The following is a 20,036-nucleotide window of genomic DNA, read 5'->3' as shown; positions in this document are numbered from 1 at the left end:
GTCGCTCACTCGGCACCTCTCGGGTGAGCGCCTCGTCCTTCGAGGCGAGGTGGAAACATGGCGTGATCGGGCACGATGGCCTCCTGGTTCTGTCGGTCGTGGCCGGTAGGTTGATCGGCGTGTCGCGCTTCCGCCTCCAGCCGACGCCCGCTCAGGAGCGGGTGCTGCGAGAACATTGCGGGCACGCCCGGTTCGTGTGGAACCTGGCGGTCGAACAGCATGGGCACTGGCGGCCGGGCCGCAGCAGCGGTCCGGGATTCGCCGAGCAGTGCCGTCAGCTGACTCAGGCACGGGCCGAGTGCGCGTGGTTGCGCGCTGGGTCGATCATCGTCCAGCAGCAGGCGCTCAAAGACTTCGCCCAGGCGATGGCGAACTTCTTTCGCGGGTCCCATGGCAGGCCTTCGTGGCGCCGACGAGGCCGGAAGGAGGGTTTCCGGATCGTCGCCATCAAGCCGGGTGACGTACGCCGCCTGTCCCGCAAGGTGGGCGAGGTGAAGGTCCCCAAGGTGGGATGGGTGCGTTTCCGCTGGTCGCGTGCCATACCCGAAGGGATACGGTCCTGTCGGGTCACACGCGATGCCGCCGGACGCTGGCATGTGGCCTTCGCGGCTGTCCCGAAGCCGATCCCCGCGCCGGGCACGGGTCAGGTGGCGGGCGTCGACCGCGGCGTGGCGGTCTCGGCCGCGTTGTCGACGGGCGAGCTGTTGACAGTCCCTCCCCTGCGCGAACCTGAGAAGGCACGGCTTGCGCGGATGATGCGTGCACTGGCACGGGCCAAGCCGGGGTCGGTCCGGCGTGGCAAGGTCAAGCGGGCGATCGCCGGGCTGAAGGCACGCGAGGTCGACCGGCGCAGGGATTGGGTGGAGAAGACCAGCACCGACCTGGCGCGGCGTTTCGACGTGATCGCGGTCGAAAACCTGAGGATCCACGCCATGACGCGGTCGGCCAGGGGCAGCCGGGAGGCGCCCGGCCGCAACGTCCGCGCCAAGGCGAGCCTCAATCGGGGCGTCCTGGCCGCCGGCTGGGGGCTGCTCGTCGAGCGGCTGGAGCACAAAGCCGTCGGCAGGGTGGTGAGAGTCAATCCCGCGTACACGAGCCAGCGCTGCTCGGCGTGCGGGGTCGTGGACGGGAGGGCGCGCGAGAGCCAAGCCGTCTTCCGGTGCCGATCCTGCGGACACGCCGGCAACGCTGATGTGAACGCAGCACGGAACATCGCACTGGCGGCAGGGCATGCCGTTGCTGCGCGGGGAGGCTTCGGGGTGCCGGAGCCGGTGAACCGCGAACCTCAACGCGAGCTCCTTCCGATGGAGTGGCCGTTGGAATCCCCCCGGCCCACCGGACAGGGGGAGGATGTCAATCTCGTTCGGAGGCGATCGCGTTGACCGCCGCTGCCGCCATCGCACTGCCGCCCCTGCGGCCGTGCACCACCAGGTACTCCAGGTCGCCGCTCGCCAGCGCCTGCTTCGACTCGGCCGCCCCGATGAAGCCCACGGGGATGCCGAGCACCGCCGCGGGGCGTCCCGCGCCCTCCTCGACCAGCTCCAGGAGCCTGAACAGGGCGGTGGGCGCGTTGCCCACGGCGACGACCGCGCCGTCCAGCCGGTCGCGCCACAGCTCCAGGGCGGCGGCGCTGCGGGTCGTGCCCATCCGCTCGGCCAGCCCCGGCACGCCCGGGTCGCCGAGGGTGCAGATCACCTCGTTGTCCCTGGGCAGGCGCGCCCTGGTCACCCCGGAGGCGACCATCATGGCGTCGCACAGGATCGGCGCGCCCCCGCGCAGGGCCGCCCGCGCCGCGGCGACCACGCCCGGCGAGTAGGCGAGATCGGCGACCAGGTCGGTCATGCCGCAGGCGTGGATCATGCGGACGGCCACCTGGGCCACGTCCTGCGGCAACCCGGCCAGGTCGCTCTCCGCGCGGATGGTGGCGAACGAGCGCCGGTAGATCTCCGCGCCGTCGCGGATGTAGTCGGTCATATCCCCTCTTCTTCGGTACGGCCCGCGACACGGTAGCCGGTCGGGGTGGCGACGACGTCGACCACCTCCCCCGCCGGACGGCCGCACCGCCGTTCGCACCCGGCCCAGTGGACCGGGCGGGCCGGTGGTTCGTGACCGGGCCGTTCCGCCCAGCGTCTGGCGTCGAGCTGGACGTCAGCCAGGGATTTCGCGCACCCCGGGCGGCCCGTGCAGGCCGACAGGCCCGCCCACGGCGTCCCTGCGACGGCGACCAGCCCGGCGGCGGTGAGCCGGTCCGCGATCGGCTGGACGGCGTCGGCGGGCAGGTCGGGCAGGACGACGGTGCGCCACGGCGTGACGCGGATCTCGGCGGCGCAGGCGGCGAGCGCCGTGGCCTGACCGGCGGACAGGCGGCCGAGCGGGACCACCACCTCGAGCGCGACCCTGCCGTCACGCTGCGGGCGGGTCCCCGCGTCGCGCACCCCGGCACCGCGCGCGGCCGTCTCGACATCCGGGGCCACCATCTCCAGGTCGTCTCCCTGCCGGGCCTGGGCGGGGGTCTGCTCGTCCCTCAGCCGGGCCTGCGCGGGGGTCTGGTCGCCCTGTGAGGCCGGGCCGGGGAACCGGGCGTCCTGTCGCGGAGTCGCCGGGCCGGGGTCCTGGGTGGTCGGCGGGTTCAGGCGGGCGGCGAGCCGGGCAGGGCCGTCCGGGAGGTCCGTGACGCGCCAGGCGGTGCCGTCGCTCAGCTCCATGAAGGCCGAGGCCGCCGCGAGCATCAGCGGAACCGCGCCGGGCACGGTCACGGGTACGGCCTGCCGTTCCCCACCGAGCAACAGCACCCCGCCGGCGGGCGAGGTGGCAAGGAAGGTCACGTCGGCGCCGCAGGACAGGACGTCACCGGTGCCGTCGTCCAGGGCGAACAGGAAGCGGCCGGAGAGCGCGGCCAGCTCGGGGGCGGCGCACAGCCGGCGGTCCAGGTCGGCGACCAGCGGCCGGACGTCCACCAGGGACGAGGGGGCGCGTCCCGCCAGCGGTGAAGCGAGGATGTTGCGGACCCGCTCGTGGGTGGCCGACGGCAGCAGCCCCGCCGCCGCCATCCGCGCCGCGAAGACCGGCACGCTCGCCGCGGCCGCGCCCGGTCCGGGACCCGCCCGAAGCCCGTCCGGCGCCACGCCCGCGGAAACCCCGGCCTGCGCCGCGCCGGCAAGCGGTGCGCCCGGCACCGCTCCTGAGGGGATGCCGTCCGGCGCCATGTCCGCTGCCGCGACGCCGGTCGGGGCCGGGCGAGCGGGCGTCCCGGCAGGTGGAGCGGCGGGCGTGGCAGGGGTGACGCGCAGGCCGCGGACCTGGAGGTTCGCCCGGGAGGTCAGCTCGATCACGCCCGATCCCAGCTCGGCCGCGCACGCCGCCACCTCGCCCAGCTGGGCCGCCGTGAGGAAGCCACCGGGGATGCGGACCCGGGCGAGCGCGCCGTCCGCGGCGGTGTGGACCTGAAGGGCCCCGGGACACGCATCAGGGCGCAGGTGTCCTGAAACGTCGGTTATGTCCACGGGGAGGATGGTAACCCGTTCAAAACCCTCTAGTCTGATCACAGACGAGGGCGACGGAGGAAGCCGGTGCGAAGCCGGCGCGGTCCCGCCACTGTGACCGGGGAGCGAACCCCACCGCAGGCCACTGTCCGGCGACGGACGGGAAGGCCGGGGTGAGCGTCGATCCGGGAGCCAGGAGACTCCCGCTCTCGTGACACCCGCGACCGGGGCGAGGACCCCGAGGGAGGAGTTCCTGTGCCCGAGAGCACGGCCGTCCTGCTGCTGTCCACCTCCGACACCGACCTGCTGAGCGCGAGGGCGAGCGGCGCGCCGTACCGCCTCGGAAACCCCGCCCGGCTGGCGGTCGACGACCTGCCCGCGCTGGTCGAGGGCACGGACCTGGTCGTGGTGCGGCTCCTCGGCGGGCGCAGGGCCTGGGAGGAGGGGCTCGACCGGCTGCTCGCGGGACCACGGCCCGTGGTGGTGCTGGGCGGCGAGCAGGCGCCCGACGCCGAGCTCATGGAGCTGTCGACGGTCAGCGGCGGCGTCTGCGCCGAGGCGCATGCCTATCTCGCCCACGGCGGCCCGGCCAACCTCGCCGAGCTGCACGCCTTCCTGTCCGACACGGTGCTGCTGACCGGCAACGGGTTCGCGGCGCCCGAACCGGCCCCGGCCTGGGGGCTGCTCGAGAGGGAGCGTTCCGCCGCCGAGGGGCCCGTCGTGGGCGTGCTCTACTACCGCGCGCACCACATGGCGGGCAACACGGCCTTCGTGCGGACGCTCTGCGACGCGATCGAGGCCGCGGGCGGCCGCGCGCTGCCGGTCTTCTGCTCCTCGCTCCGTACGGCGGAGCCCGGCCTGCTCGACACGCTGCGGACCGCCGACGCGCTCGTGGTGACCGTCCTGGCCGCCGGAGGCACGCGGCCCGCGACGGCCGGAGCCGGCGGCGACGACGCGGCGTGGGACGTGGGCGCGCTGGGCGAGCTGGACGTGCCGATCCTGCAAGGGCTGTGCCTGACCACGAGCAGGCAGGCGTGGGAGGAGAACGACGACGGCCTGTCACCGCTGGACGCGGCGTCGCAGGTGGCGATCCCCGAGTTCGACGGCCGGATCATCACGGTGCCGTTCTCGTTCAAGGAGGTGGACGCGGACGGGCTGACCGTCTACGCGGCCGATCCCGAGCGCGCGGCCCGCGTCGCCGGCATCGCCGTACGGCACGCCCGGCTCAGGCACGTCCCGAACGCCGAGAAGAAGCTCGTGGTGATGCTGTCGGCCTACCCGACCAAGCACGCGCGCGTCGGCAACGCGGTCGGCCTCGACACCCCCGCGAGCACCGTGAAACTGCTGGCCAGGCTGGCCGGCGAGGGCTACGACCTGGGCGAGGGTCTGCCCGGCGTCGCCGAGGGCGACGGCGACGCGCTGATCCACGCGCTCATCGCGGCCGGCGGCCAGGACCAGGAGTGGCTGACGGAGGAGCAGCTCGCGGCCAACCCGGTGCGCGTGCCCGCCGCCACCTACACCTCCTGGTACGGCACGCTCCCCGCCGAGCTGCGCGAGGCGATGGAGCGGCACTGGGGGCCGCCGCCCGGCGAGCTGTTCGTGCACGAGGGCGACATCGTGTTCGCCGCACTGCGGGCGGGCAACGTCGTGGTGATGGTGCAGCCGCCGCGCGGCTTCGGCGAGAACCCGATCGCGATCTACCACGATCCGGACCTGCCGCCCAGCCACCACTACCTGGCGGCCTACCGGTGGCTGTCGGCGGAGTTCGGCGCGCACGCGATCGTGCACGTCGGCAAGCACGGCAACCTGGAGTGGCTGCCCGGCAAGTCGGCGGGCATGTCGGCCGCGTGCGGGCCCGACGCGGCGCTGGGCGACCTGCCGCTGGTCTACCCGTTCCTGGTCAACGACCCGGGCGAGGGGACACAGGCCAAGCGGCGGGCGCACGCCGTCCTGGTGGACCACATGGTGCCGCCGATGGCCCGCGCCGACACCTACGGCGACATCGCCCGCCTGGAGCAGCTGCTGGACGAGCACGCCTCGATCGCCGCGATGGACCCGGCCAAGCTGCCCGCGATCAGGGCGCAGATCTGGACGCTCATCCAGGCGGCACGGCTCGACCACGACCTCGGTCTGGCCGACCGGCCGCACGACACGGAGTTCGACGACTTCCTGCTGCACGTGGACGGCTGGCTGTGCGAGGTCAAGGACGTGCAGATCCGCGACGGGCTGCACGTGCTGGGGGCGGCGCCCGAGGGGTCGGTGCGGGTCGACCTGGTGTTGGCGATGCTGCGGGCCCGGCAGATGTGGGCGGGCGCCGAGACGCTGCCCGGCCTGCGGGAGGCTCTGGGGCTGGCCGAGGACGGTACGGCGGGCCTGGCGAGCGTGGACGCGGCCGAGTCGACGGCCAGGGCGCTGGTGGAGGGCATGGAGGCGCGCGGCTGGGAGGTGGCGGCGGCCCGCGAGGTGACCGACGCGGTCCTCGCCCCCTCCGGCGCGCGGCGGGACCTGGTCGTCCGGATCCTGGAGTTCGCCGCCGCCGAGGTCGTGCCCAGGCTGGCCAGGACCGGTGACGAGCTCGACCACCTCCTGCACGCGCTCGACGGCGGCTACGTCCCCGCGGGCCCCAGCGGCTCCCCGCTGCGCGGCCTGATCAACGTGCTGCCCACCGGCAGGAACTTCTACTCGGTCGACCCGCGCGCCGTCCCCAGCAAGCTGGCGTGGGAGACCGGCCAGGCGATGGCCGACTCGCTCCTGGCCCGCTACCGCGCCGACACCGGCGAGTGGCCGCGCTCGGTGGGACTGTCGGTGTGGGGGACCAGCGCCATGCGAACGGCGGGGGACGACGTCGCCGAGGTCCTCGCGCTGCTGGGCGCCCGCCCGGTGTGGGACGACGCCTCCCGGCGGGTCACCCGCCTGGAGGCGGTCCCGCTCGACGAGCTCGGCAGGCCGCGCATCGACGTCACGGTTCGCATCAGCGGCTTCTTCCGCGACGCCTTCCCGCATGTCGTGGCCATGCTGGACGACGCCGTGCGCATGATCGCCGCCCTGGACGAGCCCGCCGACGACAACTACGTCCGCGCCCACGTCGCCGCCGACCTCGAGACGCACGGCGACGAGCGCAGGGCCACGATGCGGGTCTTCGGCTCCCGGCCGGGCGCGTACGGCGCGGGCCTGCTGCCGCTGATCGACAGCCGCAACTGGCGGGACGACGCCGACCTGGCCGAGGTCTACGCGGTGTGGGGCGGTTTCGCCTACGGCCGCGACCTGGACGGCGTGCCGGCCCGCCAGGACATGGAGAGCGCCTACCGGCGGATCGCGGTCGCGGCGAAGAACATCGACACCCGCGAGCACGACATCGCCGACTCCGACGACTACTTCCAGTACCACGGCGGCATGGTGGCCACCGTACGGGCGCTCACGGGCCGCGCGCCCGCCGCGTACGTGGGCGACAGCACCCGCCCGGACGCCGTGCGCACGCGCACGCTGTCGGAGGAGACCTCGCGGATCTTCCGGGCCCGCGTGGTGAACCCCAACTGGCTGGCCGCGATGCGGCGGCACGGCTACAAGGGCGCCTTCGAGCTGGCCGCGACCGTGGACTACCTGTTCGGCTACGACGCCACGACCGGCGTGGTCGCCGACTGGATGTACGACAAGCTCACGCAGACCTACGTGCTCGATCCCGTGAACAGGGAGTTCATGGAGAAGTCGAACCCGTGGGCGCTGCACGGCATCGCCGAGCGGCTGCTGGAGGCGGCCGAGCGGGGGATGTGGGAGCACCCGGATCCCGACGTGCTGCGAGAGCTGCGGGAGGCCTATCTCAAGGCGGAGGGCGATCTGGAGGACGACACCAGGCGCTGAGCCGACAGCGGCCGGCCCGCCCAGTGCAGGTGCAGGTAGGAGGCGGTCACCAGGGCATCCCCGTGACCGTCTCCGCCGCCTTCCCACCGGAACAGGGGCTCTCCGGCGGCGGTCACGGCCGTCCGGTGGAACTCGTGGCCCCGGTAGCGCTCGCCCGCGCGGGTGAGCAGGGAGTCGCGGGTGGCGGTGGCGTCGCGGTAGCCGAGCGTCAGCCGAGGCGTCATTTCCGCCTTCGCCGCGATTTTTCCGCACATGGGGTGGTTGTCGAGGCTCTCGCACAGGTACAGCAGGCCCGCGCACTCGGCCGCGATCGGGCCCCGGAACGCGGCGATCTCCCGCTTCAGCGGCTCGTTGGCGGCCAGGTCGGCCGCGTACATCTCAGGGAAGCCGCCGCCGATCACGACGGCCGCGGTGCCCTCGGGGAGCGCCCGGTCGCGCAGCGGGTCGAAGGTGACCACGTCGGCTCCGGCCGCCCGCAGCAGTTCGGCGTGCTCGGCGTACCCGAAGGTGAACGCCGCTCCCCCGGCCGTCGCCACCACCGGCCGGCGCCCACCCCCTGAGCTCACCGCCGGCCCCTCGCGCCGGGTCTCCTCGGTGGCCGCCACCCGGAGGGCCGCGGCCGGGCTCCACGGCCGCGCGCGCAGCGCGGGAGCCGTGCGCGCCAGCCGTACCAAGGCCTCCAGGTCGCACGAGCGGGCCACCAGCGAGCCCAGCCGCTCCACGGCGGCCACCGCCTCGCTCTCCCGCTCGGCGGCCGGGATCAGGCCCAGGTGGCGCGAGGGCGTCGAGACCGCGTCGTCCCGCCTGATCGCGCCGAGCACCGGAACCCCCGCCGCCGCCAGCGCCGACCTGCACAGCTCCTCGTGGCGGTCGGAGCCCACCCGGTTGAGTACCACCCCGCCCACCCGCACCCGCGGGTCGAAGGTGGCGAACCCGTGCACCACCGCGGCGACCGACCTGCTCTGCCGCGCCGCGTCCACGACGAGCACGACGGGGGCCTCCAGCAGCCTGGCGACGTGCGCGGTCGAGGCGACGTCGGTGTCCGCCCTGCCGTCGAACAGGCCCATGACGCCCTCGACCACGGCGACGTCCGCGCCGGACGCGCCGTGCAGGAACAGCGGCGCCACCAGGTCCTCGCTGGTCAGCCACGGGTCCAGGTTGCGTCCGGGCCGCCCCGTCGCCAGCGCGTGGTAGCCGGGGTCGATGTAGTCGGGGCCGACCTTGTGCGGCGAGACGCGCAGCCCGCGCGCCCGCAGCGCCGCCATGAGCCCCGTCGCCACGGTCGTCTTACCGCTCCCCGAGGCGGGCGCGGCGATCACCAGGCGCGGGACTACCACTCGATGCCCTTCTGGCCCTTCTGCCCGGCGTCCATGGGGTGCTTGACCTTGCCCATCTCCGTCACCAGATCGGCGGCGGCCAGCAGCTTCTCCGGCGCGTCCCTGCCGGTGATCACGACATGCTGGCTCCCCGTACGGCCGGCGAGCGTCTCCACCACGTCGTCCAGGTCGAGCCAGCCCCACTTGAGCGGGTAGGTGAACTCGTCGAGCACGTAGAACCGGTAGGTCTCCGCCGCCAGGTCGCGCTTGATCTGCTCCCAGCCCTCGCGGGCGTCGGCGGCGTGGTCCTCCTCCGTGCCGGGGCGCTGGATCCACGACCAGCCCTCACCCATCTTGTGCCAGCTCACCGGCCCGCCCTCGGCCGAGTCGCCCAGGACGCGCAGCGCCCGCTCCTCGCCGATACGCCACTTGGCCGACTTCACGAACTGGAACACGCCGATCGGCCAGCCCTGGTTCCACGCCCGCAACGCCATCCCGAACGCGGCCGTGGACTTGCCCTTGCCGGGGCCGGTGTGCACGATCAGCAGCGGCCGGTTCCTGCGCTGCCTGGTGGTGAGGCCGTCGTCGGGGACGACCTCGGGCTTGCCCTGCGGCATCTCAGCCCGCCTTTCTGTAGTCGCGGATGAGGTCGTCCATCCCGTCGAGCGGGATGAGGCGGGCGCGCAGCCTGGTCGCCAGGCGTCCGGCCAGGCCGAGCCGTACGGGGCCGGACTCGCAGTCGACGACCACGCTCGCCGTACCGCTGAGCAGGGCGGCCGCGCGGTCCACGTCGCCGCCGGCGGTGGCGCGGCCGTCGGTCACCACCACCAGCAGCGGCCTGCGGTCCGGGTCGCGCATGCGCTCCACGCGCAGCACGTCGGCGGCGCGGGCCAGGCCCGCCGCCAGCGGGGTGCGCCCACCGGTCGGCAGCGCGCGCAGCCGTGCCGCGCCCGCCTCCACCGACGAGGTCGGCGGCAGCGCCACCTCGGCGGCGTTCCCCCTGAACGTCACCATGCCGACCTTGTCGCGCCGCTGGTAGGCGTCGAGCAGGAGGCTGAGCACGGCCGTCTTCACGGCGGTCATCCGCTTGCGCGCGGCCATCGAACCGCTGGCGTCGACGACGAACAGCACCAGGTTGCCCTCCCTGCCCTCCTTCACCGCCTCGCGCAGATCCCCTGCGCGGATGAGCAGGCCGGGCGCGGTGCGCCCGCGCTCCTTCTGGTACGGCGCGGCGGCGACGAGCGTCGCGGTGAGGTGCACCGAGCGCAGGTGCCCCTCGGGAACCCGGGAGCCGGTGGTACGGCCGTGCGGGGTGCGGGCCCGCGACCGCCTGCCGGACGCGCCGTCGCCGAGGCCCTCCACCGTCAGCCACGGCACCCGGTACGGCGCCGCCACCCCGGCCACCTGGACCAGGCCCTCCCCGTCCACGGACGCGTCCTGGCCGGTGGGGGCGCTGTCGCGGTCGTGCTGCGGGGTCCGGGCGGCGCCGTTTCCGCTCGCCGCCTCGCCGGCCTCTCGCCCGTCCTTGCCATGTCCGTCCTGGTCCTGCCGGTTCTCGGCGCGGGCGGCCGGAGCGTCGGACGGCGGTCGACCGCCGTCCTCCGTGCCGCCCCCACCCGAGGGGCCGTCAGACCCGTCGGCGCCGTCGGGGCCTTCGGGGGCGGTGTCCGGGTCTGAGCCGGTGTCAGGGTCGGGGTCGGGGTCGTCGTCGGGGCGCTCGTCCTGCGAGGTCCTGGCCAGCAGCTCCTCCAGGAGCCGCTCGTCCAGCCCCGGCGCGTCGAACGGGTCGCGGCGCCGCCGGTGCGGCAGCGACAGCCGGGCCGCCACCCGCACGTCCTCGGTCGTCACCACCCGCGAGCCCCGCCACGCGGCATGCGCGACGGCGGCGTTCGCCGTGACGAGGTCGGCGCGCAGGCCGTCCACCTCGAAGGCCGCGCACACCTCCGCGATCTGCCGCAACCGCGCGTCCGGCAGCTCCACCGCCGCCAGACGTTCCCTGGCCGCCGCGATGCCGGCCGCCAGCTCCGCCTCCTGGGCCGTCCAGCGTGCCGCGAAGCCCTGCGGATCCGCGTCGTGCGCCATGCGCCGCCGTACGACCTCGGCCCGTTCCGACGGGTCCCGCGACGCCCGCACCTCCACCGTCAGCCCGAACCGGTCCAGCAGCTGGGGCCGCAGCTCGCCCTCCTCCGGGTTCATGGTGCCGACCAGCAGGAACCTGGCCGCGTGCCGTACCGAGACGGCCTCGCGCTCGACGTAGCAGGTGCCGAGCGCGGCCGCGTCCAGCAGCAGGTCCACGAGGTGGTCGTGGAGCAGGTTGACCTCGTCCACGTACAGCACGCCCCTGTGCGCGGCGGCCAGCAGCCCGGGCTCGAACGCCTTCACGCCCTCCGTCAGCGCCCGCTCCAGGTCGAGCGACCCCACCAGACGGTCCTCCGAGGCGCCCACCGGCAGCTCCACCAGCGCGGCCGCCCTGGTGACCACCTGCTCGCCCGGCTCGTGCGGCCCGTCGGGACACGCGGGGTCGGGCGCGACGGGGTCGCACGCGAACCTGCAGGCGGCCAGCACGTCCACCGGCGGCAACTGCGCGGCCAGCGCCCTGACGATCGTGGACTTCGCGGTGCCCTTCTCCCCCCTGACGAGCACGCCGCCGACGCGGGGGGAGACGGCGTTGAGCACCAGCGCCAGCTTGAGATCGTCCAGACCGACGACGGCGCTGAAGGGATAGGTGGCGGTCACGGTGTGGCCTTCCGGTTGACGTACCCGATCCGCCAGCCCTCGCGGGAGGCGGACACCTGCGTGAGAGAAAGAGGGGCGATGTCGAGTCGCGCGGCGACGAGAGGGCCGACGCCGAGCGCATGTCCCAGCACCGCCCGCACCACCGTCACGTCGCACACGACCACCCACCCCCGCCCGCGCGAACCCGGGCCCGACCGCCCCGAGGTGCCGGGTTCCGGTGAGGGGGCGTCGGGGCGGGCGAGCTCGCCTGGTGGGGTCTCGCGAAGGGACTCCACCCAGCGGACCACCCTGTCCGCCGCCTCGACGTGCGACTCCCCACCGTGGGGCGCGGCGCCGGGGTCGGCGAGCCACCGGGCGAAGGACTCCGGGTCGGCCTTCACGACCTCCTCGTACGGCAGGCCGCGCCAGCTCCCGTAATCCGGTTCGGCCAGCTCGGGCACGACCACGGGCGCCAACCCGAGCGCCACGGCCGTCTCCCGAGCCGCCCGCCCCGGAGCGACGAACGCCGTTCCACCCTCCCCGAACACCCCGGAACCCGGTGTTCCAGGAGATGACGGTGTTCCAGGAGATGACGGTGCCGGAGATGACGGTGTTCCGGGGTGAAGGACGGAGGCCAGGGTTCGGCTCAGGCGCTGGGCCGTTTCAAGGCTCGCCGCGTCGGCGCGTTCCTCCCCCGTAGGGAAGCGCGCGCCACGCATGCCCGGTGTCGAGGCATGCCGTACGAACAGCACCCTGGTCAGCTGACCCGCGCCTTCGCCCGTTCGCCCGCCACCGCGAACAACACCCCGAAGGCCACCCAGAACACCACCTGGGTGCCGAGGGAGGCCAGCCGGAAGTCCCACAGCAGCGAGGCGGGGAAGCCGGGCGGCACCTCGTCGACGCGCGGGAGTAGCACCCACGCGGCGATCACGGGAATCAGGAAGGTCACCCCGCCCACCAGGCCCTTCGCCCAGACGCCTGGCACGGTGACCCTGCGGGTGGCGGCGACGGCGATCGCGATGGAGGCGAGGCCGACGAGGACCATCACGACGTAGAGCAGCGTTCTGGCGTTGATGGTTTCGGGGTCGCCGACAGCGGGTGGGTTGGCGGGATATTTCAGGAAGGGGACCAGGGTGATGGCACCGAACGCGCACGCTGCCGTCACGATCGCCAGGCCAGGCTCCGACCTGGGGCCGACCCTGCCGCGCAGTGCGGCGAAGACGAGGGCGAAGATGCCGCCGACGGCCAGGCCGTACAGGCCGGTGGCCAGGAAGAGACCGACCTTCTGTACCGGCCTGCTGACCACGGCCTCCTCGCCGTGGCTGTGGCCGGCCGAAGCGCCGTCGTCGTGACTGTGCGCCTCCTCGCCGCCGCCTGCCGGGGCCGACGGCCGAGCCGCGTCCCCCGGGGCCGACGGCTGAGCCGCACCATCCGTCGAGGCTGACGGCTGAGCCGCATTAGCCGGAGCGGACGGCTGAGCCGCGCCGTCCGCCGGGGCGGACGGCTGACCGGCGCCGTCGGAATGGTGGGAGGACGGGGTGTCGCCGCCGTCAACCGATACGGCGGCGGCCGCCTCCTCCAGGGCGATCGCGGCGTCGACGCGCGGCTCCCCCACGAAGAAGGCGAACACGCCCGCGACGAGTCCGGCCAGGAGCCCGACGAGCAGGCCCCTGACCACCAGGGACTTGACCATGACGCTGCCTCAGTGGCAGGGCACGCCGAGCAGGTGACGCCCGTCGTGCATGAGCTCGTGCAGGAGCGTGCCGGTCTGCGAGATCGCGCCGTTGTCCATGAGGACGAGGTACGCGAGCAGCATCAGAACGGGCACGGCCAGCAGCCAGCGCGTGAGACGGTGAAGCGGAATTGCGGTTACGGACGTGGACAGACCACTCATGTGAAGCCTCCTCAGGGATGACGCGTCCCGCTGGTTGAGGTCGCGACGGTCAGGTGACCTGGCTCCCGGGGCTGTGGGCCCCGGATACAGTGGCGCGTCCGCACCGGCATCTCACCGGATTTCCCCTGATTCGCCGCGAAATCTACCGGAACGTATCCCTTTCTCCGGGTCTCGTCAACATCACCCGATCCTGTTCGGGCCCTTTCTGAGATGTAGATGCCCACGTCCGGGGTTTCCGGCGCGCCACGAAGGACTGTCCCGGCGCAGGCGGGGCACGGACTGTCCGCTTCCAGGAAACGCCGGGATCAGCGTTCCCGGGGAGAGCGGGCGCGGGCTATGACAACGTTGCCATTGATCTTGATAGGACCTAGTGTGACGGCGACCGCCCCCTAGAACGCCGAGGGAGACCCCGTGCCCGTTCGCCTGTTGACCGCCGAGTCGACCGACCTCTTCGTCGGGACGGAGGCGCAGCCGTACCAGGTCCTCCGGGTCACCGCCGAGCAGGGTGAGCACGACGCCGACTTGGAGGTGCGCGGCGACGGCGTGGCGGGACGCGCGGTCGTGCCCGCCGGCGAGGGGACCGTCGTGGTGGAGGTCCCGCTGGAGGTGAACGCCGAGCCGGGGACCGTCCTGCCGTGTGTGGTCACCTCGGCCGGCGACGAGCTCGCCGCCCAGGTGACCGTGGAGGAGCCGGGCTGGACGATGCACATGGTGTCGCACTTCCACTACGACCCCGTCTGGTGGAACACGCAGGCCGCCTACACCAGCCCGTGGGAGCTGCTGTCGGGTGACGCGACCACCAGGCCGCTGTGGGAGCGCAACGCGTTCGCCCTGGTGGAGGCGCATCTGGCGCTCGCGGCACGCGACCCCGACTACAAGTTCGTGCTGGCCGAGATCGACTACCTGAAGCCGTTCTTCGACACCCACCCCGAGCGCAGGGCCGACCTGCGCCGCCTGATGGCCGAGGGCAGGGTGGAGCTGATGGGCGGCACCTACAACGAGCCCAACACCAACCTGACCGGCGCCGAGACCACGATCCGCAACATCGTGTACGGCATCGGCTACCAGCGCGACATCCTCGGCGGCGAGCCCCTTACGGCATGGCAGCTCGACGCCTTCGGCCACGACCCGCAGTTCCCCGGCTACCTCGCCGCCGCCGGGCTGACCGGCAGCGCGTGGGCGCGCGGCCCCTTCCACCAGTGGGGCCCGATCAGCAAGAACTTCAAGCAGGCCAAGAACGACGCCACGCTGATGCAGTTCCCGAGCGAGTTCGAGTGGATCTCGCCCTCGGGGCTCGGCGTCGTGACGCACTACATGCCCGCGCACTACTCGGCGGGCTGGTGGATGGACTCCTCGGCGACGCTGGAGGAGGCGATGACGGCGGTTCACGAGCTGTTCGCGAGCCTGAAGCCGGTGGCCGCCACCAGGAACGTGCTGCTGCCCGTCGGCACCGACTACACCCCGCCGAACAAGTGGGTGACGGAGATCCACCGGGAGTGGGCGGCGCGGTACGTGTGGCCGAGGTTCGTCTGCGCGGTGCCGCGCGACTTCTTCGCCGCGGTCAGGGCGGAGACCAGCACGTTCAGCCCGCAGACGCGCGACATGAACCCCGTCTACACCGGCAAGGACGTCTCCTACATCGACACCAAGCAGGCCCAGCGCGCCGCCGAGGTGGCCGCGCTCGACGCCGAGCGGCTGGCCGCCTTCGCGTCGCTGCTGGGTCTGGGCCGCTACCCGCACACGGCGCTGGACAAGGTGTGGCGTCAGCTGGCCTACGGCGCCCACCACGACGCGATCACCGGCTCCGAGTCCGACCAGGTCTACATCGACCTGCTCACCGGCTGGCGGGAGGCCTACGACCTGGCGGCGGACGCCCGCGACCGCGCGCTCGACGCGCTGCTGGGCCGGGTGGCCGTGGACGGCCGCTCGGTCGTCGTCACCAACACGCTCTCCTTCGCCCGCGACGGCCTGGTCAGGGTACGGCTGGAGCCCGGGCTGCGGGTGGACGCCCCCTCGGTCGTCGAGGACGGCACGCACGTCTTCCTCGCCGAGGACGTGCCCGCGCTCGGCTGGCGGTCCTACCCGGTGGTCGAGGGCGAGGCGGACGGCTGGCGGCCCGTCGAGGGCCACACCGTCGAGAGCAACCGCTGGCGTGTCACCGCCGACCCGGCCCAGGGCGGCGGCCTGACCTCCGTCACCCGTGACGGCCGCGAACTGCTCACCGGTCTGGCCAACGAGCTGCGGCTCTACGAGGAGTACCCGCAGCACCCGGACATGGGCGAGGGCCCGTGGCATCTCATGCCGACGGGCGCGACCACCGCCTCGGGCGCGACCGCCGCGACCGTGCGGGCGGAGACCAGCCCGCTCGGCTCCCGCCTGGTCGTCTCAGGAGAGGTCGGCGACCTGACCTACGAGCAGGTCGTCACGCTGAGGGACGAGCGGGTCGAGTTCACCACCCGCGTCCTCGACCACACGGGCGCCGACCGGCTGCTCAGGGTCCGCTTCCCCGCTCAGGTGCGCGGCGCGCTGCCGGTCTCGGACGTGGCGGGCGCGGTCGTCGGGCGCGGTTTCGCCCTGCCCGACGTGGACAGCGCCGAGCACCCGTGGACGCTGGACAACCCGGCCAACACCTGGTTCGGCCTGTCGTCGACCGCCCGCGTCGACCTCGGACCCGCCGGTGCCCGCGCCATCGGCGTGGCGGAGATCGTCGTGTCCTCCCAGGAGGCGGCGGCCACCGCCCGTGACCTGGTGGTGGCGCTGGCCAGGGTGGGCGTGACGGCGACCGTCTCGTCAGCCTCGGGCTCCAGGTACGGCTGGCTGGACGTCGACTCCAACCTGCCCGACGTGCGCATCGTCCTGGGCGGCCCCGACACCAACCCGCTGGCCGCCGAGCTGCTGTCGCGCAGCGACCCGGCCTTCCTCGACGCGCTCAAGTCGGGCGAGCGGCGCGTGTGGGTGCCGGCCGAGAAGCCGCTGGCCGAGGTGTGGCAGCCGAGCGCCGACCTGCGCGACGTGCGGGCCCTGCCCGCGCTGATCGTGGCCGACCCCGCCGACACGCTGCTGGACGGCGCGGTCGTCCACGCGTCGTGCCCGCTGGGGCGCGAGGAGCTGGAGGACAGGACGGTCGCGCTGCTCGCCTACGGCCTGCCGGGCTTCGCCGTCGACCCCTCGGGCGCGCTGCACCTGTCGTTGATGCGGTCGTGCACGGGCTGGCCGTCCGGCGTGTGGCTGGATCCGCCGCGCCGTACGACGCCTGACGGGTCGGGGTTCCAGCTGCAGCACTGGACGCACGAGTTCTCCTACGCGCTGGCGGCCGGTGACGGCGACTGGCGCGCGCTCGGTCTGCCCGCGGCGGGACAGGAGTTCATCACGCCGCTGCTGCCTCGCGTCCTGGACGCGCAGGGCGGCGACCTGCCGTCGCCGCACTCGCTGCTGCGCGTGGACCCGCCGCGCGAGGTGCTGTTCAGCACGGTCAAGGCCACCGGCAACCCGCACGCGCACGGCCTGTCCGGGGCCGGGGGCGGAAACGGGGCCGGGGCCGGGGGCGGGGGCGGGGTGACGATCAGGCTGGCCGAGTCGACCGGCCTGGGCACGACCGCCGCCCTGCACTCGCCGGTGCTCCCGCTCGACGCGCTGGTCCCCTCCGACCTGCTCGAAACCCCCGACCAGCCGACCCCGTCCGGAGAGAGCCACGCCACGCCCGACCGGCCGACCTCGTCTGGGGCAGGCCACGCCGCTTCCGACCGGTCGGCCGGCTCCGGGCAGGGTCCCGTCGCGCCGCTCGAGCTGTCCGGCGCCGAGGTGGCCACGTTCGTCGTCCCTGCGGTGCTCGACCAGGCGGGCGCGGAGCTCGGCACGACGGCTGAGCCGGCGCAGCCGGTCTACAGCCGGTACTGGCTGCACAACAAGGGCCCGGCGCCGCTCGGCTACCTGCCCGTGAGCCTGGCCGTCTCCCCCGGCCTGGTCACCCCCGAGGGCCCGTTCGAGGTGGACGTCGTCGTCTCCTCCCACCTGGTGGACGCGGCCCACGAGGGCGTCGTGACCCTGGACCTGCCCGGCGGCTGGACGGCCGAGCCGTCCCGGCGGGTCTTCCGCCTGGAGCCCGGCGGTCATGCCCGCTTCACCTTCACCGTCACGCCGGCGCAGGGCTCCGGCCTCCACTTCGTGACCGCCCGCACCCAGGTGGGCGAGCAGGTGATCGAGGACGCCGTCACCGTCGCCCTCGGCCCGGTCCCCGAGCTGCCCGCGCCGGTCGAGTCGGTGCCCGAGGACGGGGTCGCGGCGCGGGGCACCACGGCCGCCGAGGGCCGGCCGACCGGGCTGACGGTCCGCGCCGTCACCGGCTCGCTGTCGCTGCGTCCCGGCGACCGGGCGGCCCTGACCGTGCGGCTGGCCAACACGACCGCGGGGACCATCCGCGGCGAGGCCCAGCTCGCCTCCCCGTGGGGCACGTGGGAGCTGCTGCCCGAGGTCGTCCAGGGCTTCGAGGTGGCTCCCGGCGAGACGGTGGACGTCGCCTTCCCTGTCACGGTCCCGCCCGACGCTCAGGAGCTGCGCTCATGGGCTCTGGCCAAGGTCATGTGGTTCGGCAGGTGCCAGTACGCGCCCGCCGTCCGCCTGGAGGTGGCACGATGACGCGCCCGCACGTGATCGGCACGGTCGACGGGCAGCCCGTCCCGCGTGAGCTGCTCGACGTCCGCCTGCGCGACCTGCGCGAGGGGCCGCTCAGTGCCGCGCTGCCCACGCCCGGCAGCTCCGAGGACAGGCAGATGGCCCGCTGGGTGACGCAGGTCGTCCTGACCGAGGTCCTGTGCGAGCGCGAGGCGCTGGCCAGGGGCCTGGCGCCGCTCGAAGGGCCGCCGCTCGACCGCCTCGCCGCGGTCGAGCTGGGCTCCATCAACGCCGCCGCCTGCAACGGCAGCCCGTGGGTGCGCGCCGTCCACCGTGCCGTGGCCGCCGCGGCGCAGGTCCCGCCGGCCTGGTCGGCTCCCCCTCCGGCCGCCCGCGCCCCCCTCCACCTGGTACGGCACGCCCTGTTCGGCGACGAGCCGGCCGCCCGCGCCGCCACGCCCGGCGACCTGGAACGGCTCGGCGCGATCAGTCTCGACTCGCTGCCTTCCGCGATCGCCGAGGCGTTGCGGCGCCTGCCGTACGGGACGCAGGCCGGGCCGGTCCGCGACCCGCTGGGCTGGCACGTGGCCGTCGCCGAGCCCGCGCCCGTCACCGACCCGGGCGCCCGCAGCGACAGCGGCAGCGGCTCCGGGGACGCGCCGCTCGCCGAGGCCGCCGGGCGGCGCGCGTTCGCCCGCTGGCTGGACGAGCAGCGGGCCACCCGGGTGGAACTCGTCCCCGGTCTCGAACATCCTGGCGACCCTCGCCAGCCCGACAACCACCACAAACACTGATGACCCACGTACTGGCCGTCGACATCGGCGGCACCAAGCTCGCGGCGGCCCTCGTCGACCGCGCGGGAACCGTCCTGCGCTCGGCCACCCGCCCCACTCCGCGCGAGGACGTCTTCGGCGCGCTCGCCCTGCTCGTCGGCGAGGTCGTGGCCGAGGGCCCGGCGCCCGTCGCGGTCGGGATCGGCTGCGCGGGCCCGCTGAACCTGGCCACCGGCACGGTCAGCCCCGTCAACATCGGCACCTGGCGCGGCTTCCCGCTGCGCGAGCGGGTGCGGGAGCTCACCGGGCTGCCCACCGTGCTGGCGGGCGACGCCCAGTGCTTCGCGCTGGGCGAGCACTGGCTCGGCACCGGCGCCCGAAGCCCGTCGATGCTCGGCATCGTGGTCTCGACGGGCATCGGCGGAGGGCTGGTCATCGACGGCGCGCCGCTGCTCGGCCCCACAGGGAACGCCGGACACGTCGGGCACATGACGGTCGACCCCGCCGGCGAGCCGTGCGCGTGCGGGAGCCGGGGCTGCGTCGAGAGGTACGCCAGCGGGCCCAACCTGGTCCGCTGGGCCGTCGAGAACGGCTGGACCCCCTCGCCGGAGGGGGCCGCTCCCGACGGGGCGCTGCTGGCCGGGGACGCCGCGGCGGGTCACCCCGTGGCGCTGGCGGCGTTCGAGCGGGGCGCCCGCGCGCTGGCCGCGATGATCGTCTCCACGGCCGCCGCGGTCGAGGTGACGGATGTGGTCATCGGCGGCGGCGTGGCCAACGCGGGCCCGATCCTGTTCGACCCGCTCCGCCGCGCGATGGACGAGCTGGCAGGACTCGACTTCGTCCGGCGGGTCGAGATCCGCCGGTCCAGGCTGGGTGTGCGGGCCGCGCTGGCCGGGGCCGCCAAGCTGGCCTGGACGGCGACGCCGGCTACCGCCGTTCCGCCTGAGCCTCGCGACGCTCGATGATCCTTCGCGTGTAGGGGATGACCTCCACGACCTTCGCCCCGAGGTAGGCGCCGATGAAGGCCAGCACCAGCAGGACGATCGGACTCGTGGCGAACCCGTTCACCGTCACGAACACCTGCAGGATCACGTCGAGCATCGGCATATGCGGACTCCGGGGAAAGAACCAGACAGAGGACTCACCATAACCGGCGGCCACGCATGGTCGACGCGGTTCAAACCTGTCCCGGCCGCCACTGTCTTCTCCCATTCGCCTTCGCCTTTCCGCGGCAAGGAGGCGAAGAGGATTCGGATGCCGATCCGATAGCCGGCGTTTCTACGGTTGTCCCATGCCTCGAGGAGAGCGGCCTCCAATGGGGGGGGCGGGGGCACTCGCCTGCGCTGGTCGCCGCGCTCTTCCTGGCCGGAACACCCGACGCGGGCAC

At 74.0% G+C, this 20,036-nt stretch carries 14 protein-coding genes and 2 riboswitches; of the genes, 5 read left to right on the top strand and 9 right to left on the bottom strand.

Translation table 11 applies throughout. The features are described from left to right. Positions 1–62 precede the first annotated feature (62 nt). On the top strand, positions 63–1,382 hold the full coding sequence (locus ACWDLG_RS15055; RefSeq protein ID WP_449920036.1) for an RNA-guided endonuclease InsQ/TnpB family protein: 1,320 nt from the start codon (positions 63–65) through the stop codon (positions 1,380–1,382). On the opposite strand, the gene ACWDLG_RS15050 is transcribed toward ACWDLG_RS15055, so the two are convergent. Both ACWDLG_RS15050 and ACWDLG_RS15045 read right to left on the bottom strand, forming a co-directional pair. Then, the gene (locus tag ACWDLG_RS15050) at positions 1,354–1,974 is read right to left on the bottom strand and encodes a precorrin-8X methylmutase (RefSeq protein WP_449920033.1); all 621 of its coding nucleotides are present in this window, start codon (positions 1,972–1,974) and stop codon (positions 1,354–1,356) included. The genes ACWDLG_RS15055 and ACWDLG_RS15050 overlap by 29 nt on opposite strands. Further along, the gene (locus tag ACWDLG_RS15045; RefSeq protein ID WP_449920029.1) at positions 1,971–3,503 is read right to left on the bottom strand and encodes a hypothetical protein; all 1,533 of its coding nucleotides are present in this window, start codon (positions 3,501–3,503) and stop codon (positions 1,971–1,973) included. Before ACWDLG_RS15045 ends, ACWDLG_RS15050 begins: the two co-directional genes overlap by 4 nt. Positions 3,504–3,514: 11 nt before the next feature. After that, positions 3,515–3,702, top strand: a riboswitch (cobalamin riboswitch). Between the two features lie 35 nt (positions 3,703–3,737). On the opposite strand from ACWDLG_RS15045, the gene cobN reads away from it, so the two are divergent. Further along, positions 3,738–7,340 carry a cobaltochelatase subunit CobN gene (gene cobN / locus ACWDLG_RS15040; protein WP_449920026.1) on the top strand — a complete coding sequence of 1,201 codons (3,603 nt, stop codon included), beginning with the start codon at positions 3,738–3,740 and terminating at the stop codon, positions 7,338–7,340. Here the strand turns inward: cobN and ACWDLG_RS15035 are convergent. Genes ACWDLG_RS15035 through ACWDLG_RS15010 form a run of 6 tightly spaced genes read right to left on the bottom strand, consistent with a single transcriptional unit; the run spans position 7,295 to position 13,199 of the window. Next, complete coding sequence (locus ACWDLG_RS15035; RefSeq protein ID WP_449920571.1) at positions 7,295–8,662, bottom strand: cobyrinate a,c-diamide synthase; 1,368 nt, start codon at positions 8,660–8,662, stop codon at positions 7,295–7,297. The two genes, cobN and ACWDLG_RS15035, sit on opposite strands and share 46 nt — an antisense overlap. Before the next feature lie 8 nt (positions 8,663–8,670). Continuing rightward, a complete protein-coding gene (gene cobO, locus ACWDLG_RS15030) occupies positions 8,671–9,273 on the bottom strand; it encodes a cob(I)yrinic acid a,c-diamide adenosyltransferase (RefSeq protein WP_354906275.1) in 603 nt (200 codons plus the stop codon). A gap of 1 nt (position 9,274) precedes the next feature. Continuing rightward, positions 9,275–11,392 (bottom strand): VWA domain-containing protein, encoded by a 2,118-nt coding sequence (locus ACWDLG_RS15025; protein WP_449920024.1) that lies wholly within the window; start codon positions 11,390–11,392, stop codon positions 9,275–9,277. After that, complete coding sequence (locus ACWDLG_RS15020) at positions 11,389–12,090, bottom strand: histidine phosphatase family protein (RefSeq protein WP_449920023.1); 702 nt, start codon at positions 12,088–12,090, stop codon at positions 11,389–11,391. The genes ACWDLG_RS15025 and ACWDLG_RS15020 overlap by 4 nt, the downstream gene beginning before the upstream one ends. A 38-nt stretch (positions 12,091–12,128) precedes the next feature. After that, positions 12,129–13,064 carry a CbtA family protein gene (locus tag ACWDLG_RS15015; protein WP_449920020.1) on the bottom strand — a complete coding sequence of 312 codons (936 nt, stop codon included), beginning with the start codon at positions 13,062–13,064 and terminating at the stop codon, positions 12,129–12,131. Positions 13,065–13,073: 9 nt separating this feature from the next. Next, positions 13,074–13,199, bottom strand: a complete 126-nt coding sequence (locus ACWDLG_RS15010; RefSeq protein WP_354906281.1) for a CbtB domain-containing protein — start codon at positions 13,197–13,199, stop codon at positions 13,074–13,076. A gap of 97 nt (positions 13,200–13,296) precedes the next feature. Then, positions 13,297–13,426, bottom strand: a riboswitch (cobalamin riboswitch). Between the two features lie 250 nt (positions 13,427–13,676). On the opposite strand from ACWDLG_RS15010, the gene ACWDLG_RS15005 reads away from it, so the two are divergent. The 3 genes from ACWDLG_RS15005 to ACWDLG_RS14995 are packed head-to-tail and all read left to right on the top strand — an operon-like array spanning position 13,677 to position 19,614. Then, positions 13,677–17,900: a glycoside hydrolase family 38 N-terminal domain-containing protein gene (locus tag ACWDLG_RS15005; RefSeq protein WP_449920018.1), complete on the top strand. Its 4,224-nt coding sequence runs from the start codon at positions 13,677–13,679 to the stop codon at positions 17,898–17,900. Beyond that, positions 17,897–18,670, top strand: a complete 774-nt coding sequence (locus ACWDLG_RS15000; protein WP_449920015.1) for a DUF7158 domain-containing protein — start codon at positions 17,897–17,899, stop codon at positions 18,668–18,670. Before ACWDLG_RS15005 ends, ACWDLG_RS15000 begins: the two co-directional genes overlap by 4 nt. Further along, positions 18,670–19,614, top strand: coding sequence for an ROK family protein (locus tag ACWDLG_RS14995; protein WP_354906286.1), 945 nt, complete (start codon positions 18,670–18,672; stop codon positions 19,612–19,614). The genes ACWDLG_RS15000 and ACWDLG_RS14995 overlap by 1 nt, the downstream gene beginning before the upstream one ends. Here ACWDLG_RS14995 and ACWDLG_RS14990 read toward each other — a convergent pair. Next, positions 19,577–19,756, bottom strand: coding sequence for a hypothetical protein (locus tag ACWDLG_RS14990; protein ID WP_354906287.1), 180 nt, complete (start codon positions 19,754–19,756; stop codon positions 19,577–19,579). The genes ACWDLG_RS14995 and ACWDLG_RS14990 overlap by 38 nt on opposite strands. Positions 19,757–20,036: the final 280 nt, after the last annotated feature.

The organism is Nonomuraea sp. NPDC003727 (assembly GCF_053586935.1).
The sequence above is the reverse complement of the archived record's forward strand: the minus strand, read 5'-3'. Positions and strand labels throughout refer to the sequence as shown.

What these genes read in the sequence shown, in the direction of transcription:
- ACWDLG_RS15050 (WP_449920033.1), bottom strand. Translation starts at nt 1,974, where the DNA reads ATGACCGACTACATCCGCGACGGCGCGGAGATCTACCGGCGCTCGTTC.
- cobO (WP_354906275.1), bottom strand. Translation starts at nt 9,273, where the DNA reads ATGCCGCAGGGCAAGCCCGAGGTCGTCCCCGACGACGGCCTCACCACC.
- ACWDLG_RS15020 (WP_449920023.1), bottom strand. Translation starts at nt 12,090, where the DNA reads ATGCGTGGCGCGCGCTTCCCTACGGGGGAGGAACGCGCCGACGCGGCG.
- ACWDLG_RS15015 (WP_449920020.1), bottom strand. Translation starts at nt 13,064, where the DNA reads ATGGTCAAGTCCCTGGTGGTCAGGGGCCTGCTCGTCGGGCTCCTGGCC.
- ACWDLG_RS15000 (WP_449920015.1), top strand. Translation starts at nt 17,897, where the DNA reads ATGACGCGCCCGCACGTGATCGGCACGGTCGACGGGCAGCCCGTCCCG.
- ACWDLG_RS14995 (WP_354906286.1), top strand. Translation starts at nt 18,670, where the DNA reads ATGACCCACGTACTGGCCGTCGACATCGGCGGCACCAAGCTCGCGGCG.
- ACWDLG_RS14990 (WP_354906287.1), bottom strand. Translation starts at nt 19,756, where the DNA reads ATGCCGATGCTCGACGTGATCCTGCAGGTGTTCGTGACGGTGAACGGG.